We start from the raw sequence: 17,221 nt of genomic DNA, 5'->3' as shown, positions 1-17,221 counted from the left end.
CGTGATCACCACCTCGGGCAAGGGGGTTGCGGTCGCCGGGGTCCTGCTCCTGGTCGCCGGCTGGTGGCTCGACTACCCGGAGCTGGTCGTCGTCGGCCTCGCGTGCGTCCTGGCCCTCGCGATCTCCGCGCTGTGGATGATCTACCGGCCGTCGCTGGACGCCGTCCGCGAGATCCAGCCGCTGCGCGTCCAGGAGGGTGAGCTCGCCCGCGGCGTCGTCACCCTGACGAACACCGCGAGCCGGCGCAGCCCGCCGGTCCTCGCGCTAGAGCGGTTCGGGACGCGGACCATCACGCTGCCGCTGCCGAGCCTCGCCCCCGGCGCGTCGCACGCCTCGACCTACCCCCTGCCCACCGACCGGCGCGGGGTGTTCCCGGTGGGGCCCCTGTCGATCGGGCACACCGACCCGCTGCGCCTCATGCGCATCTCCCACGACTACGCCTCGACCGGGGCGCTGACGGTCTACCCGCTGATCCACGCGGTCGCCGTCCTGCCCAGCGGCCGGTCGCAGGACTCCGAGGGGCCGACGTCGTCGAGCGCACCGCGCGGCGGCATCGCGTTCCACAGCCTGCGCGAGTACGAGCCCGGCGACGACCACCGGCTCATCCACGCCAAGGCGAGCGCGCGGACGGGGACGCTCATGGTCCGGCACAACGTCGTGCCCCAGGAGCCGCGCCTCATGATCGTGCTCGACACGTCCGCCGAGCCCTACGACGCGCAGAGCTTCGAGGAGGCCGTCCGCGTGGCCGCCTCGCTCGCCGTGGCCGCCGTGGACGGACGCTTCCCCCTCGCGCTGCACACCACCGGGGGCGCGGCGGTCGTCGTCGACCGCACGCGCGACCGCAGCGAGGTGCTCGACCTGCTCGCCCGGGTCGAGCCGTCAGCCGACGACCCCGGCCTGGCCGCGCTGCTCCGGCTCACCCCGCGGGAGGAAGGCGTGTCGCTCGGTGTCGTCACCGGCCAGCCGTCGCCCGAGCAGCGGGCCGCCGTGTCGCGCGCCCGCGGGCGGTTCCAGATGGTGTCGGTCGCCCAGCTCGGTGAACGGTTCGGTCGACGGGCCGCACCGCTCGAGGGAGCGCTCGTCGTGAACGTCGCCACGAGCGAGGACTTCGCCGAGGCGTGGAACTCGCAGATCAGGGGCTGACGTGGCGGACCGGGGGCGATGGGGCGCGACCGCGGCGGTCGTGCTCGAGCTCGTGCTCGCCGCTGTCGGTGTCGCCGTGGCGTGCCTCGCCTTCATGCCGTACTTCGCCGGGTCGTCCTGGCTCGCGGTGACCCTCGGGGCGGTCGTCGCCGGGGTGGGCCTCGCGGTGGCCGGGGCGGTGTGGCGCTGGCCCGCGTGGGTCCTGGCGCCGGTGGGGCTCGTGGGGCTCTTCCTGTACGCGCTGCTCGCCCTGCGTCCCTGGCCCCCGAACCCCGCGACCACCGCCCAGGACCTGCTCTCCGGGTGGGACCGCATGCTCACCGTGGCGCTGCCCGCCGACCCCGGGCCGGAGGTCCTCGCGCTGCCGGTCGCCGCCGGCTTCGTCGCCGCCTACGTCGTCGGCCTGCTGGTCCTGCGGACGTCCGCCGTCGTCACGCTCTGCCTCCCGGCGCTCGGCGTGCTGCTCCTCGCCCTCGCCGTCACCGCCGCGCGCGGCATGCCGCAGCTGCCGGTCACCGTCGGCGTGCTCGCGTGCCTCGCCGCGCTGGTGCTCGTGCGGGCGAACCGACCCGACCCGGCGGCGGTCGTGAGCCAGGCCGTGGCCGCGGAGCACGCCCGCGACGACGCGCTGGACAAGGCCGTCGGGTCGGACGCGGTCGCCGCCCGCCGCACGTCCGCCGTGGGCCGGGTCCTGCTCGGCCTACCGGGAGTGGCCGTCGTCATCGCGCTCGCTGCGGCGGGGGCGCTGCTGCTGCCGATCGCCGACGGCACCGACCGGGCGGACCCCCGCGACTCCCACGAGGCCGAGGTGCAGGTCACCGCCGGCCTGTCCCCGCTGGTGGAGCTCAAGCCGCAGCTGGTCGGACCGGCGACCCCGCTCTACCGGGTGACCGTCACGGGGTCGAGCAGCACGCCTGTCGACCGGATCCGTCTCGCCGCGCTCGACTCGTTCGACGGCGCCCTCTGGAGCCAGTCCGGCACCTTCGTCCTGGCCGGCACCCAGCTCCCGCACCCCCCGCCGCCGACCGCGGGCTCCGACGAGGTCACGCTCGACATCGCCGTGCTCAGCGGCCGCAGCCCCTACCTCCCCGTGATCGGCCAGCCCCTGACCCTGCGCGGGACGACCGTGGCGATCGACGAGGACAGCGGCTCGCTGGTGCGGGCGTCGACGGACGAGCAGGCGGGCGCCGTGACGTACGCGCTCACGGCCGACGTGGCGCGCGAGGCGGACATCGACACGGCCGCACCTCCGACGGTGCCGGACCGGTTGCTCGCGGTGCCCGACGCACCCGACTGGGTCCAGACGGAGGCGCGGGCGGCCCAGGGCGACTGGGTCACGCCGTGGACCCAGCTGCGCAGCCTGGAGGAGATGCTCCGCAAACGGCCCTACGACGTGCAGGCGCGACCCGGGCACTCCTACGGGGCGGTCAAGCGCACGCTCGTCGGACCGGATGCCGAGCCGGGCAACGCCGAGCAGTACGCGTCGGCGTTCGCCATCCTGGCGCGTTCGATGCAGTACCCCAGCCGGGTCGCCGTGGGCTACCTGCTGCGCGAGGACGCGCGTTCCGGCGACACCTACACCGTGACGACGGCCGACGTGCACGCCTGGCCGGAGGTGCTGCTCGACGGGTACGGCTGGGTCGCGTTCGACCCGACCGACACCGGCAACATCGCCGGGCCGCAGCCGCCCCGCGACCCCGAGGCACCCGTCCTCCCGCAGGACCCGGCCGCCGCGCAGCCCGCGCAGCCGGACACCTCCGCGCTCGACGCCGCGAGCGAGGTCCCGGGAAGTGCGCTCGCAGCGGTCGCGCGAGGCTCCGCGTACGTCGTCGCCGGCATCGTCCTCGTGGCACTGCTGCTGCTCCTCGCGATCGTGGTCGCCAAGCACCTGCGCCGAGCACGCCGCCGGAGCCGCGGGAACCCGTCGCAGCAGGTGGCCGGCGCCTGGCGCGAGACGACCGACCGCCTCCGGGAGGCCGGGGTGCCGACACCGCCCACCTGGACGGCCATCGAGGTCGCGCGCCGCGCGACGGTGGGCGAGCACGCGCCGGACGGTGCCGACCTCATGGAGCTCGCCCGGCTCGCGACCGCAGCCGTCTACGCACCGGGCGAACCCTCCCCGGGCGTCGCCCGCCAGGCGTGGGAGCTCGAGCAGCGCGTCCGGGACGACGTCGCACGGCGCCTGCGGCCGATGCGTCGATGGCGCGCCGCACTCGATCCACGCCCGCTCCTCGACCCCGGGAGCCGCTGGGTGCGCCGCTCGGTCCCGCCGACACCGCCCGGTGAGCCGCCGCCGACCCCCGAGCTGGTCACCGCGGGCCGGTCCGCCGAGGACTGACGCGTGCTCCGGGACACCCACCCCCGCCCGCGCCGCCGCCACCGCTCCCGGCACGTGGTGACCGCCGCCGTCGCGTGCCTCGTGATCGCCGCACCCGTCGCGCTCGCCGTCCGGATGGGCAGCGACGCGCCCCTCGACGCGCCCGAGCAGGCGGGGGGCCGCGCCTGGGTGGCGTCGCCGGAGCAGGCGACGGTCTCGCTCATCGACGGCTCGTCGCAGGAGGTCGTGGTGACCGTGCCCGCGCCCGACTCGCTCGCCGGCGACGACCTCACCGTCACGCAGAGCGGGTCGTCGGCGTACGTCGTCGACCGCACCCTCGGGACTGCCGCGCGCATCGACGGCGCCACGTTCGAGGTGGGCGAGCCGGCCGCGCTCGCCGCCCCCGTCGGGCGCCTCCAGGTGCTCGAAGGAGGCGGGTCCGTGTACGTCCTGGACCCGGAGCGGCGGACCGCCTCGCTCGTCGACCCCCTCGCACTCACGGAGGGCACCGAGCTCTCGCTCGCCGCGCAGCCCGGTCCCGGGCAGGCACTGGTCGACGACGCGGGGCGGCTCTGGGTGGTGGACGCCACGTCCGGCTCGCTCACCTGGTTCGACGACGGCAAGCACGTCGACGACACGCTCGGGCTCCCGGACGCGCAGCTCGTCCTGGTCCAGGGGCAGGCCGTCCTGGTCGACGTCGCCGGCGGACGTACCGTGCAGCTCGGTCCCGACGGTCCGCAGGGTCGCTGGTCGTGCGCGGGCCCCGCACCCGGGTCCCCGGCCCGCCTGCTGGGGTCGCAGACCAGCGGGCACGTGTACGCCGCCGTCCCCGCGGACGGCACGCTCGTCGTCGCGACGGTCGGGCGCGACGACTGCCGCACGACGATCCCGCTGGCGGAGCCGGGCACGGCCGACTTCGGTCCGCTGGCCCAGGACGGGCGGTACGTCTTCGTGCCCGACCGCGCCACCGGCACCACCTCGGTCGTGGACACCGCGAGCGGCACCCTCGTCGCGGACCTGCCCCTGTCCAGCGCAGGCAACCGGGTGGAGCTCACGGCCAAGGACGGCATCGTCTTCTACAACGACCTCGACTCCGAGGTAGCAGGAGTCATCACGCTCGACGGCGGGAGGTGGGCGGCCGACGAGGTGCGCAAGTACGACCCGGAGACCGACGAGAGCGTGGCCGCCCTGGGTGCCGGTGCGCAGTCCGACCGTCCCGCGGACGTCGGCGGCAACGCGATCGAGGGCTGGTCCACCGTGGCGCCGGAGCGTGACGGCCGGACGGCCGAGGTCGCCCCGTCGACGGCCGTCGCCGGCGGGCCGGTCATCGCGGGCCTGCGCGCGCGCCCCGACCCCATGGTCCTGGGCAGCCCGGTGCGGTTCGAGGCCCGCGCGCGCGGGACCGTCGGCACCACCTGGGAGTGGACCCTCACCCGCCCCGACGGGTCGATCGCGTGGTCGTCCGACCAGGCCGGCTCCGTGGACGCCACGATCCCGGACGCCACACCGGCCACGTACACGCTCTCGCTCGTCGTCGTCGACGCCGCCGGGCACCGCGCGACGAGCGAGCGCGACCTCGACGCGGTCCTGGTGCCGACGCCCCACATCGAGCTCTTCCAGGTGGAGGACCGGTCGCCCGGCCTGGGCGAGGTCACCAACATCTCCGCCGTCGAGTCGGGGCTGTCCGACGCGGCGGCGACCTGGACCTGGACGGTCGCCGTGGGCGACCTCGACCTGGCCTTCCCGGTGCAGCCGGCACCGGGGGCACCCCTGCCGCTCCAGTTCGACACCGAGGGCACGTACACGGTCACGCTGACTGTCGAGAGCGGGGGCCTCTCCGACGAGGCCTCCGTCCGCATCACCTACGCGGACCGGTGCGTTCCTGCGCTGGCCGACCGCCGCTTCGTCGACGTGCGCCGGGAAGGCACCGCGAGCGTGCCCGTCACCACGGCCGAGTGCTTCGTCGACGCTCCTGTCACGCTCGAGCTGCCGGCCTGGCTGTCGACGACGACGCCGACCGTCGACGTGCCGGCCGGCCGGACCGAGATCCTCGACGGGCTGCACCACACCTTCCCCCCCGACCCCGTCCCGGTCGAGGTCACCGTCGTCGGCACGCCTCCGGCCGACGGTCTGATCCGCGGGGCGGTCACCCTCGTGCTCGGGGAGCAGCGGGTGCCCGTCGACGTGCGGGTCAACACGGCACCCGTGTGGACGGCCGACCCGGTCTGCACCCGTGGCACGACCGGCCAGGCCCGGTTCGTGGCACCGCTCGCCGACGCCGACGCGGGATCGCTGGACGTCCGCCTGACGCTCGACGGCATCGCCGGTGGGCCCGAGGACGGCTACCGCATGGTTCCCACCGGCGCGGAGCAGGGCGTCTACCAGCTGCTCGTCCCGCTCACCGTCGACCTCAGCGCGCTGACCACGTTCACCGTCCGGGCGACCGACCGCTTCGGGGTCGCCGCCGAGGTCCGGACGGCACCTGCCGGGGAGTGCGCGCCATGAGGCGGCCGGCTGTGCGCGACTGGCGCCGGGCCGGGGTCGTCGTGCTCGTGGCCGCGCCTCTCGTCGCTGCGGTCGTCGCAGGACAGGGCAACCCGCTCGAGTCGTTCGCCCAGGACGGCGGCGGCGCGTGGGTGGTCTCGCCCTCGCAGGGGCTCGTGACCCTCATCGACGGGCCGTCGGAGGAGCTGGTCGCCTCGGTGCGGGTCCCCGGCAGCGAGAACGGGCTCACGGTCACGCAGGCCGAGTCGTCGGCCTACGTGGCGGACCAGACCGCAGGCACCGTCACGCACGTCGACGGAGCGACCTACGACGTCTCCGCCCCGGTCCTGCTCGGGTCGCCGGGCGCGGCCCTGCACGTGCTGCAGGGCGGCGGTGAGGTGGTCGTGGTGGACTCCGGGCGGCGGACGGCCGTCCGAGTCGACGCCCGCACCCTGGCCGTGCTGGACCAGGTCTCGCTCGCCGCGGCTCCCGGTCCCGGGCAGTCCGTCGTCGACGCCGACGGCCGGCTGTGGGTGGTGGACGCGGAGCGCGGCGGCCTGACCTGGTTCGACACCGCCAAGCACGTGGACGCGGACGCCGCCGACGCCGGCACCCGGCTGGTCCTCGTGCGCGACCGTCCCGTCCTCGTGGACATCGCCGCGGCCCAGGTCCGGCCGGTCGGACCCACGGGACGGGTCGGCGCCGCGACGTGCCTCGACGTCCGCCCCGACGACGAGGTCCAGGTCCTCGGCTCGCGCAACGGGGACGACGTCTTCGCGGCGGTGTCCGCCACCGGCACCGTCGTCGTCGCCGGGGTCGGGCGTGACGACTGCCGCCGCGTGATCGGCGTGGCGGATCCCGGGACCGCGACGTTCGGGCCCCTCGCGCAGTCCGGGAGGTTCGTGTTCGTCCCGGACGTGGCCTCCGGACGGACGAGCGTCATCGACACGGCACGCGACGTCGTGGTGACGACGTTCGACCTCACCGACCCGGGGCACCGCGTGGAGCTCATCGCCAAGGACGGCCTCGTCTTCTACAACGACCTCGACGGTGCGGAGGCCGGGGTCCTCACGCTCGACGGGACGACCTGGCGAGTCTCCGAGTCGCTCCAGAAGTACGACCCCGACACCGGCGCCCCGGCGGTGCTGGCACCGCAGGACGCCCCGGCCGCTGCCCAACCAGCTCCGCAGGTGCCGGGCGACGAGCCTGCGGCACCCGCTCAGGCACCGCCGACCACGCCGACCACCCCACCCGCGGACGCCGCCGCACCCCCCGCACGCGGCATCCCCGCGTCGACGACACCGGTGGACCGCCCACCGCCGACGACCCCGCCCCCGTCGGACCCCGACGAGCCACCCGTCGTGGGCAACCTCGTGATCGAGCCGGCCGTCCCCGCACTGGGTTCGTCGGTGACGTTCGCCGCAGCCGTGGACAACGCGGCGGGGGCGACCTGGGAGTGGACGTTGTCCGTCGCGTCGGGTCCGCAGGTGACGACCTCCACCCAGGCGAGCGGCTTCACGACGACGTTGCCCACGGACGTCGGGACCGACTTCCTGGTCGAGCTCACGGTCTCCGGGCCGGGAGGCACGTCCACCGGGGCGCCGCTCGCGTTCTCCGCGTCCGACCCGTTCGCGCTCGCGATCACCTCGCTGACGTCGGACGCGGCCGAGTACCAGCCGCTGACGACCGCCGTGATCACGCCCGTCGTGCAGGGTGCGGGTCCGGGAGCGACGTGGACGTGGGACGTGACGCGCGACGGCGCCCCGTTCGACCCGCAGAGCACGCCCGGTCCCGGCGAGCAGCTCCAGATGTCGGTCGACGTGGACGCCGACCTCGTCTCGCAGTTCCGGGTGACCCTGACCGTCACGGACGGGATGCGCAGCGACACCGCCTCCGTCGACTTCGCGGGAAAGTACGTCTGCTATCTCGCGGTCGAGGAGTCGGTCGACCTGCGGTCCGGGAGCGGTGGTCTGAACGTCTCCGCGTTCGACTGCGTGGGCGACGCGCACGCCACGATCTCCTACCCGGGCTGGATCACCGGCCCGGCGACGCTGGACATCGGGCCGTCCGGGCCGACGTGGGCGGACTTCGTGGTGAGCGGCATGCCTCCGGTCGACGGCACGTCGGCCGACGCGATCGTCGTGACCCTGGAGAGCACGCCCGTGCTGACCTACCCGATCGACGTCATCGCCAACCTGCCCCCGGTCAGCGTGAACGGCTACACCGTCTGCGTGCCGGACACCGCGAACGGTCGCGTCCAGTTCCTCGCGTCGTTCGACGACGGCGACCTCGACACCCTGGACGTCGTCGTGACCGTGAACGGGCAGTCGCTGACCCTGCAGAACGGCTCGTCGGCACCGACCCTGTTCGGCGAGTACCTCCCCATCGCGAGCCTGGGCGCTGCGACGACGTGGACGGTCCAGGCGACGGACTCGTCCGGGGCCAGCTCGGCGGTGGTCAACGGCAGCGACCAGTGGAACTGCTGGTGAGCCTCACCCCGAGACGCGTGGCGCCACCCAGACCGCCCAGTCCTGCGACGAGCTGGTGCCGGCCTCGACCCGCAGCACGATCGCCTGCGCACCGACCACCGGGGTGAGGTCGAGGTCGATCGGCCGCAGCACGCCGTCGGCACCGGTGTCCGTGACGGTCGCGAGCGGCACCCGAGCCCCGCCCGCCGTGACGGCGCTGACGCGGAACGTCGCGTTGCCGGCCGACGGCGGCGCCGCCACCGCGAGGAAGCCCACCGTCGCGCGGAACCGGTCGCCCGCGATCACCGGCGCGTCCAGGGCGAACACGCCCTCGATCCACCCGTCGGCCACCCACTCGGGATGGGTCTCGAGGACCGTCGGGGCGCTGCCGTCCTCGAGCAGGAGGGTCCCGGGCCGGATCAGGGCGAAGCCGCGCACGTCGTCGTCCCGGCCACCGAAGGCCAGACCGCCCGCGCCGCTCGACCAGCTCGCCGACGAGGCGCGCGAGAGGAGATCGGTCGGTGGCCGAGGACCGCCCGACGCCACGACCTGGACGGTGTCGCCCACCACGACGACCGAGCCCGCACCGGGGTCCGACCGCAGCGCGGTACCGGCGGGCACGGTGTTGCTCGCCTCGCTCACCACGTCCGCCGCGAGCCCGAGCTCGGCGAGCCGAGCGGTCGCGTCGTCGACCGACAGTCCCGCGACATCCGGCACGACCGCCGACGACGCGACCTCGGTCGTCGCGGACACCTCGGTGCCCTTGTAGCGGACGGCGAGCGTGACGACGTACCGCGCCGCCCGCGGGAGCGTCGTGACCAGCGGTTCGGTGGCGGTGCGGGCCGTGGGAGCCAGGACGACCTCGCCGCTGCCCACGTCGGTGACCGACCACGTCCACGTGCCGCGCGTTCCCACCACCGACTCGGTCGCCTGACAGGTCATGGCCTCACCGGGCGACGGGTGCTCCGGCGTGCACGTCGGGCCGGAGATCACCGGCGTGCTCGCCGGGTCCGCCACGAGCTCGACGGTGGTGCTCGACGTCGCCGTCCCGGCCGGGCCGACCACGACGAGGTCGACCGTGTGGACCCCCAGGCACTCGCTGGCGAGAGGGCCGAGCGAGGCTGACAGCCGGTCACCGTCCGGCACCGCGGCCATGGGCGTCGTGAGCTCGTAGTCGCAGTCAAGGGCACGCACCGTCACCGCCCAGCGGGCTCCGCGCGCGTTGACGACCGGGGCGGACAGGGTGGTGACGCCGTCCGCACCGAACACGGCCGGCTCCGCCGTCAACGTGCCGACGGCCAGCTGGTCCGGTGGCGGTGGCTCGGAGGCGGCCCGCTTCGCCGAGCCCGTCGGGGGCACGACGGCCGTCGGGGCGCGCGGTGGCTCGGTGGCCGCGGTCGACGGCTCCGGCTCGGGCGTGGCCGAGGGTTCGGTGGGCAACGGCTCCGCGACGCCGGGGACCGGACCGGGTTCGACAGGCGTCTCCACGGTCGCGGCCTGACCCGTCGCCGGGTCGTACTTGTCGACCGACGGCCCCTGCACCCACGTCCCGTCGCGCAGGGTGAGCACCCCCGCCGACTGCGAGTCCAGGTCGTTGTAGAAGACGAGACCGTCCTTGCTGAGCAGCTGCACGTCGTGACCGGGCTCGGTGAGGTCGAAGCTCGCCACCTGCTCGTCGGAGCGGGTGTCCACGACGGTCGTGGAGCCGTCCGCCTTGTTGGGCACGAAGAGGTAGGCGCCGCTCTGCGCGAGTGCGCCGAAGTCGCTGGCACCCGGCTGACCCACCGGGACGACCCGGGAACAGTCGTCGTTCCCGACGTCCGCGACGACGACGCTGCCCGTGCTGGGCACCGCGGCATACACCTCGTCGGCCGTCCGCGAACCGAGCACCTCGATGTCGTCCTCGGCCCGGACGTCCAGGCAGGACCAGTCCCCCACCCCGCCGCCCTGCAGTGCGGCGACCTGTCGCTGGGCGACGTCGACGAGCACCGGGCGACCCTGCACGAGCACGAGGCGCGCCCCGGCGTCGACGTCGGGCACGACGCCGCGCCGCTCCCCGTCGACCCAGGTCAGCCCTCCGCCGACGGAGTCCACCACCCACAGGCGACCGTCGTCGTCGACGACGGACTGTCCACGCCCCGGCTCGGCCGCGAGCGACACCGTGCTCCTCACCTGGAGCGTCAGGGGTGCCACCCGGGTCGCTGTCCGGGCGACCGAGTCGATGACGAACACCGTGCCCCCGCCCTGCAGGACGGTGGTCCCGCCGCCGGGGGTGCCCAGCTCGTACGCCGCGGACGCCTCGTACGTCCCACCGTCGACGCGGGTGACCGTGCCTGCTCCGGTGTCGGTGACGTACGCGGACGCCACGGCCTGCGTGACATCGAGGTCCGCCGACGGGACGGGCACCTGGACGGCCGCCACGACCTCCTCCGACGCACCGTCGATGAGGCTGAGCAGCCCTTGCCCGGGCGATGCCACCCACACGGTCCCCGGCGCCTGCGACAGCTCCGCGACCGGGTTGCCCTGTCCGGCCACGGCGACGAGCGCGAGCGGAGCGACGACGGCGCCGGCCGTCACCGCGAGCACGGTCCTGGCTCGTCGCCCCTGCACGAACCCGGGCACGGACCGTCACCTCCCCCCGCGCCCCGCACAGCGCGCTCGGCGGAGCGGGACCCACGTCCTAGTGCACACCTACACCGCGCCCCGCGGAAGTGCCTGCGCCTCGGCGACCATCCCCTCGCAGGACCTGCGCACGAGCTCGGCGGTCCGCCGCAGGTCGGGCGTCGCCAGCGGGCTCGATCCCCGGCGCTGCCACCGCCGCAGCGCCTCGATCGCGGCGGTCCGCACGTCGGCGTCCTCCGCGTCGGCGTCGAGCCCCAGCCGCTCGCGCGCGGAGGTGCCCTCGACGCCGAGCAGCCGTTCCGCGTCGAGGAGCGCGTCGTCGTCGCCGAGGTCCAGCTCCCCGGTGCGCAGGTCGCCCAGCAGGCGCAGCTCCGTGAGCTCGTGGGCACCGGCCAGCACCCCCTCGATGCGTCGGCGCAGCGCACCGGCCTCCGGCACAGGGCGCTCGGTCAGGGCGGCCTCCACCGTCCGCACCGCATGCTGCGCCTTGAGCACGCCGGCGCGGCCCATGAACCGCTCCAGGAGCAGCGCGCGCACGTCCTCCAACCCGCTGAGCCGGCGCAGCGCAGCCGCGAGGGCTCCCGCGTCCGGGGCGGACCCGAGCCGGACCAGGCTCACGCACAGGCGCACCCCGAACAGGCCGAGCACGTCGAGCAGCTCGGCGCGGACCTCCCGCGACGGGCCGAGCTCGGGCCGCGCGTCGAGGAGCCGGTCGGCCGACAGGAGCAGGGACGTCGGGGCGCCTGCCAGCTCGACGACGGCCGCGTGCTGCCGCTCCTGGAGCCCGGTCGACGCCAGGGCGAGCAGCCCCGAGACGGACACGACCGTCTGCACGAGCGCCCGCACGCGCGCGTCGGCGGCGTACTGCGCGGCGATGCGACCGGCCACCTCGAGGGAGTCCTCGCGGCCGCCCGCGATCTCGTCGGCGCGCGACAGGACGCCGACCGCGTTGACGGGCGACGTCCCGGCGTCGTGCTCGTCGGACATCGAGCGCAGGAAGCCGACGTCGGCGGTGTGCAGGTGCCGCATGAGGTAGAGGACCGCGTCGGACCCCGGGGCGGAGTCCACGAGGAACGCCTCGGTCCGGGCCGACACCTCGCGCCGGGCCGAGCCGATGCCCGGGGTGTCGATGAGGGTGAGCCGCTCGAGCCGACCGTTGGGGGTCTCGACGACGAGCTGGGAGACGTCCTCGACCGTCAGGGCACCGAGGTCGATATGTGTCTGCCCACGGGCACGGACGAACGGCACCTGCACCGGCTCCGCACCGAAGGGGTACGCCCACGCGCGCGTCGCGGGGCCGTTGACGTAGCTGGTGACGATGCGGGTGCACTCCGTCGCGTCGGTCGCCGCCAGCCGCTCACCGACGAGCGCGTTGAGCAGGGTCGACTTGCCGGCCTTCACTCGCCCGGCGAACGCGACCCGCAGCGGGCCGTCGAGGCGGTCGAGCACGTCCTGGAGCTCGTCGGCCTCGGGCAGGCCCTGGTACGCCATCCGCGCGTCGAGGAGCAGGGCACGGACCGCGGTCGACGTCGCGCTGCTCACGCCGGCACCGGGAGCAGGCCGGTGAGCAGGCCGCCCACCTCGCGCTGCAGGCTGCGCAGCGCGTCCAGCTCGGAGTCCAGCTCCGCGCGCCGGGTTGCACGCGCCTCGTCGTCGCCCGTCAGCGACGTGGACAGCGACTCGGCCGACCGGGTTGCCGTGGTGAACAGCTCGCTCGCCCGCGCGGAGAAGGTCTCGCGCAGCCGGCGCTGCAGCCGCCGGACCGCGTCGCGGGTGTCCTTGCGCGCGGCGGTGTCGACCTCCTCGAGGTACCCCGCGACCGCACGGTCGGTGTCGGCCCGCAGCGCCCGCAGCTGCGCCTTCTGCGCGCTCTGCCACGACTTGCCCGCGAGCACCGTCGACAGGACGAGGGCGGCGGGCAGGACCACGGGGAACGCGAGCCCGAGCACCAGTCCGGCGGCGTGCGTGATCATGGCGCCCGCCGACCCGCCGCGCAGGGCCACCAGGCCCATGTCGAGCCGCGACGCGGACGCGGACCCGGTGAGCGCGAACGCGATGTCGCGCACCGCACCCGGTTCGTCACCGCCCAGGTCGAGCCCGCGCCGCAGCTCGGCGGCGGCCGACCCGAACTGCTCGGCGACGGCGTCGGCGACCTGGTCGGCGTGCGAGCGCACGACGCTCTGGTGGTCGAGCAGGAGCTCCGTGGTGCGCTGCTGCAGCCAGGGACCGAGGTCGGCGGCGAGCCGCGCGGGCGGCATCTGCGCGATGCGGTCGGACGCCTCCCGGCGCAGGGCCCGGATGCGCACCGTGAGGTCCAGCTCGACCTCCGCGCCGAGGTCGGCCATCCGGTCGAACAGCACCTGCTGCCAGCGCGACCCGGCGGTGCGCAGGTCGGCCGCCTGCTCGCGCGCCCGCGCCCAGGCCTGGCGCTGCTCCTGGGCCGCCGGGTCCGCGTCGAGGCCGCGACGCTGCGCCGTGAGCTCGGCGACGAGCTGGCCGACGACGCTGGCGCCCACGGCGGCGGCCGACGCTCCCCCGGACCCGGCGACACCGGCGTGCTCCGCGGCGAGCCGCGCCGTCAGCTGCGGGTAGCCCGACTCGAGCAGCAGGTCGCGGTCGCCCTCGCGCAGGCCGTGGTGGCGCAGGGGCGCGGACAACGGGAACAGGTCGATGCTCAGGCCGGCCGCCCGCAGGTGGTCCGCGTCGGCGGCGACGATCCGGCGCCACTGCGGGTACAGGTCGACGCGGGTGACCGCACCGAGGACCACCGGGCACAGCGCGGCGGCCTGCGTGAGGAACTCGATCTCCGCGGCCCCCAGCTCGGCCCCCGCGTCGGTCACGAAGACGAGGACGTCCGCCACGGCGAGGGCGCGCAGGGCGATGCCCGCGTGCGTCGAGGCCAGCCCGCCGCTGATGCCGGGGGTGTCCACCAGCACCAGACCGCCCGCGAGCAGCTCGCGCGGGAGACGGATCTCGAGGGCGCGTGCCGACGGACCGGCGTGCCCGGTGGCGACCGTGTCGAGCTCGGCCCCGGCAACCGCGGCGCCCCGGGACGAGCCCGGGCTCTCCTCGTCGAGCACGTGCGCCTCGAGCCGCTCGCCGTACCGCACGTAGGTCGGGATCGCGGTGGCGACGTCCGCGTCGGTCGCGCACACGCGCGCGCCGAGCAACGCGTTGACCAGCGAGCTCTTGCCCTTCTTGAACTCCCCGCACACGACGACGCGGCACGCGGGGTCGGCGAGCCGTGCCTGTGCCACCTCCACCCGTGCCCGCAGGTCGGCGCGGTCGTGCCGCTCGGCAGCCCGGGCGATCGCCGCAAGCACGTGCTCCACGTCGCCCCCCATGTCCGCATTGTCCCTGCTCAGCCACCCGCCGGGAAGCCGACGCGACGCGTTGAGTTCTTGTGGAGCGGTTGTTGAGCCCGGCTCGGCACGCTGTCCGGGTGACGACGACGACGATGCGGCGGCCGACGACGACGACGGCGACCGAGCTCTCCACGTTCACCGAGCCCACCCCGCGCGTGCGGCTCAGGATCGGCGTGCAGGGCGGCGACTCCCTGACCCGGGCGGGCCTGCGGTCCATGCTGGGCGAGCTGCAGGACCTGGAAGCCGCCCCGTCCGACGGACACGTCGACATCGGGCTCGTGGTCCTCGACGCGGTGACCCCCCAGGGCATCGCCGCCCTGCACCAGCTGAGCGCGGTCCCTGGGGTCCGGGTGGTCGTCCTGCTGGGCGAGGTGAGCACGGAGGCGGTCGCGCTGGCCGTCCAGGCGGGGGCGGTCGGGCTGCTGCGACGGCGCGAGGTCACCGCCGACAGCCTCGGCCACCTGCTGCGGTCGGTCGCGGCCGGCGAGGCGGTCATCCCGCCCGACCTCCTGGCGGCGCTGATGCCGCGGCAGGGCGCGGCAGGCCCGACGTCGACCGCTCCCCGGCTGCTGGCCATGGCCACGCTCACCGACCGGGAGCGGGACGTCCTGCGGATGCTCGGGGACGGCTCCGACACCCGGGAGATCGCCCGCGCCATGAGCTACTCCGAGCGCACCGTCAAGACGGTCATCCAGGACATCACGCGCCGGTTCGGGCTGCGCAACCGGTCGCACGCCGTCGCGTACGCCGTGCGGCACGGGCTGATCTGACTAGGTGCCGACGATGTCCTCGGCCGACGGCACGAGCGGGTTGCTCAGCGGGTCCGCGAGGTCGTAGCCGGTCCCGTACTCCGCCGTGTCGGTGAACCCGTCGGCGTCGGAGTCGGTGCCGAACGGGTCGGAGTGCAGCACCTGCTCCAGACCGTCCTCGAGGGTGTCCCCGTCGCTGTCGAGCCCGCCGGGCAGGGCTCCGTCGAGGGTCCCGTCGGCGTCCGAGTCCGCCGCGAGCGGGTTGGTGCCCAGGCCGAGCTCGGCCGAGTCGCCGATGAGGTCGCCGTCCGAGTCGCTCGTCGCCGCGCCGGTCCCCGTCACGAGCAGCTCGTAGCCGTCGGAGATCCCGTCACCGTCGCTGTCGACGAGGAACAGGTCGAGGCCGAGCTTGGCCTCCAGGACGTCGGTGATGCCGTCACCGTCGGAGTCGAGCCCGGGGTCGACGGGTGCCGCGACGTCCGCCCCGGCCGTGCCGTCCGAGATCCCGGGGATGACGGCCGCGAACTGGAACCGCCGCTCGCTGGCCTCGCCGAACAGCACGCCCTTGGTCGGGTTCATCGCCTCGATGGTGCGGCCGTCGCCCATGCTGATCGCGACGTGCGCGTTCCCGGGCCGGCTGCTCTCGCCGGGCTGCGGCTCCCACGGGAAGTTGAACAGCAGGGCGCCGGGGGTGTCGATCGCCTCCTCGACGGGGACGACGAGGCCGAGCTCCTTGAGCTCGAGGTACTGCCGCCAGGACGCGTGCGGCAGGTCGACGCCGACCCGCCCCGCGGCCCAGCTGACCAGGCCCGAGCAGTCGAACGTGTCAGGGTCGGCGTCGTCGATGTCGACGCCCGCCCCGAACACGTAGGTGTCGCCCGCCTGGGCGGTCGCGGCGTCGAGGAACTGCTGCAGCGCGCCGCTCTGCTGCCACTCACCGGCGTCCGCACCGCCCGCGTCCCCACCCGCAGGCGTGACGTCGCCGTACCCGTCCGTGCCGGCCCACGACCCACCCACGGGGTCGCCGTTCAGCTGCGCCGCGACCTCGGCCTCCGTGCGGTAGCTCAGGTAGCGCGCACCGGCGCCGCCGTGCGTGACCGTCCACGGCGAGATGTCCGCGCCCCCGCCTGACACGTCGAACGCGGCCCTCGCGTTGGCCAGCGGGTCCGACAGGTCGACGCCCTGCAGGCTCGGGTGCGCCGCGACGTTGATCTGCCACAGCCCCTGCGAGTCCTCCCCGACCGCGTTGTGGGCGCCGGTCTCCCCGCCGGACTCCGCGAGGGCGATCGCGGTCATGGTCGCGGCCTCGTCCGGCTCGAACCCCGCGAGGCGGGCGAACCTGTAGATCTCCCGCGCCTCCAGAACGCTCACCCGTCCAGGCTAGGCCGGTCCCCCGGAGGAGTGAACGGCCGTCGCGGGTGGTCTTGCCTGCCCCTTCGGGCACGTCCGCCTCCGGGGCGTGTCGGTCGCCCGGCGCCCGGCGGACGATGGAGCGGTGATCTCCGATGTCGACGCGGCCCTCAGCGCGCTGCTGCGCGAGGAGGTCCTGCGCGGGCAGAGCGCCGACATCGTGTTCGACGCCCCCACCACCGAGTGGGCCGCCCGCCGCAACGGTCCCGTCGTCGACGTGTTCATGTACGACATCCGCGAGGACGTCGAGCGACGCGACGCCGCAGCGCAGCCCGTGCGCGACCAGCGCGGCCGGATCACCGGCCACCGGCCCGGTCCGCGCTACTTCCGGCTCTCCTACCTGCTCACCGCCTGGACCAGCCGCCCCGAGGACGAGCACCACCTGCTCGGGCAGATGCTGGAGAACCTCGTGCGGTTCGACCGCATCCCCGCGGCGCACCTGTCCGGGCGGCTGGCCGACGAGCAGGTCGTCCTCCAGGTGGCGCTGCCGCCCGGCGAGGACAGGTCGCTGACCGACCTGTGGAGCGCGCTCGGCGGAGAGATGAAGCCGTCCCTGGACGTCGTGCTCATCGCGCCCCTGCAGCCGGCGAAGGAGTTCGTCGCCGGACCGCCCGTGCGCGAGCGCGACCTGCGGGTCGTCGAGCGCTGAGCGGCGGGCGCTC

Annotated in this window: 10 protein-coding genes; 6 read left to right on the top strand and 4 right to left on the bottom strand. The window is 75.1% G+C overall.

What is annotated here, in order from left to right:
* Position 1 precedes the first annotated feature (1 nt).
* Genes ASD16_RS06015 through ASD16_RS06000 form a run of 4 tightly spaced genes read left to right on the top strand, consistent with a single transcriptional unit; the run spans position 2 to position 8,434 of the window.
* Positions 2-1,144, top strand: a complete 1,143-nt coding sequence (locus ASD16_RS06015; RefSeq protein ID WP_055914122.1) for a DUF58 domain-containing protein — start codon at positions 2-4, stop codon at positions 1,142-1,144.
* 1 nt (position 1,145) lies between these two features.
* Positions 1,146-3,482, top strand: a complete 2,337-nt coding sequence (locus tag ASD16_RS06010) for a transglutaminaseTgpA domain-containing protein (protein ID WP_055914119.1) — start codon at positions 1,146-1,148, stop codon at positions 3,480-3,482.
* A 3-nt stretch (positions 3,483-3,485) separates the two neighbouring features.
* The gene (locus ASD16_RS06005; RefSeq protein ID WP_055914116.1) at positions 3,486-5,966 is read left to right on the top strand and encodes a hypothetical protein; all 2,481 of its coding nucleotides are present in this window, start codon (positions 3,486-3,488) and stop codon (positions 5,964-5,966) included.
* Positions 5,963-8,434, top strand: coding sequence for a YncE family protein (locus ASD16_RS06000; protein WP_157453803.1), 2,472 nt, complete (start codon positions 5,963-5,965; stop codon positions 8,432-8,434). The genes ASD16_RS06005 and ASD16_RS06000 overlap by 4 nt, the downstream gene beginning before the upstream one ends.
* 3 nt (positions 8,435-8,437) lie before the next feature.
* Here the strand turns inward: ASD16_RS06000 and ASD16_RS05995 are convergent, their stop codons facing one another.
* From ASD16_RS05995 to ASD16_RS05985, 3 genes are all read right to left on the bottom strand, one after another.
* The gene (locus tag ASD16_RS05995) at positions 8,438-11,035 is read right to left on the bottom strand and encodes a PASTA domain-containing protein (RefSeq protein WP_157453802.1); all 2,598 of its coding nucleotides are present in this window, start codon (positions 11,033-11,035) and stop codon (positions 8,438-8,440) included.
* A gap of 69 nt (positions 11,036-11,104) precedes the next feature.
* Positions 11,105-12,577: a dynamin family protein gene (locus ASD16_RS05990; protein WP_055914107.1), complete on the bottom strand. Its 1,473-nt coding sequence runs from the start codon at positions 12,575-12,577 to the stop codon at positions 11,105-11,107.
* Positions 12,574-14,379 (bottom strand): dynamin family protein, encoded by a 1,806-nt coding sequence (locus tag ASD16_RS05985; RefSeq protein WP_055914104.1) that lies wholly within the window; start codon positions 14,377-14,379, stop codon positions 12,574-12,576. The genes ASD16_RS05990 and ASD16_RS05985 overlap by 4 nt, the downstream gene beginning before the upstream one ends.
* A 98-nt stretch (positions 14,380-14,477) precedes the next feature.
* Here ASD16_RS05985 and ASD16_RS05980 point away from each other — a divergent pair, with 98 nt between their 5' ends.
* A complete protein-coding gene (locus tag ASD16_RS05980; RefSeq protein ID WP_055914101.1) occupies positions 14,478-15,170 on the top strand; it encodes a response regulator transcription factor in 693 nt (230 codons plus the stop codon).
* Here ASD16_RS05980 and ASD16_RS05975 read toward each other — a convergent pair whose 3' ends face one another.
* A complete protein-coding gene (locus ASD16_RS05975; protein WP_082570609.1) occupies positions 15,171-16,520 on the bottom strand; it encodes an NlpC/P60 family protein in 1,350 nt (449 codons plus the stop codon).
* A gap of 124 nt (positions 16,521-16,644) precedes the next feature.
* Here ASD16_RS05975 and ASD16_RS05970 point away from each other — a divergent pair, with 124 nt between their 5' ends.
* Positions 16,645-17,208, top strand: a complete 564-nt coding sequence (locus tag ASD16_RS05970) for a DUF4255 domain-containing protein (RefSeq protein WP_055914098.1) — start codon at positions 16,645-16,647, stop codon at positions 17,206-17,208.
* The last annotated feature ends 13 nt before the right edge of the window (positions 17,209-17,221 follow it).

Source organism: Cellulomonas sp. Root485, from assembly GCF_001426705.1.
Classification (GTDB): domain Bacteria; phylum Actinomycetota; class Actinomycetes; order Actinomycetales; family Cellulomonadaceae; genus Cellulomonas.
The sequence above is the reverse complement of the archived record's forward strand: the minus strand, read 5'-3'. Positions and strand labels throughout refer to the sequence as shown.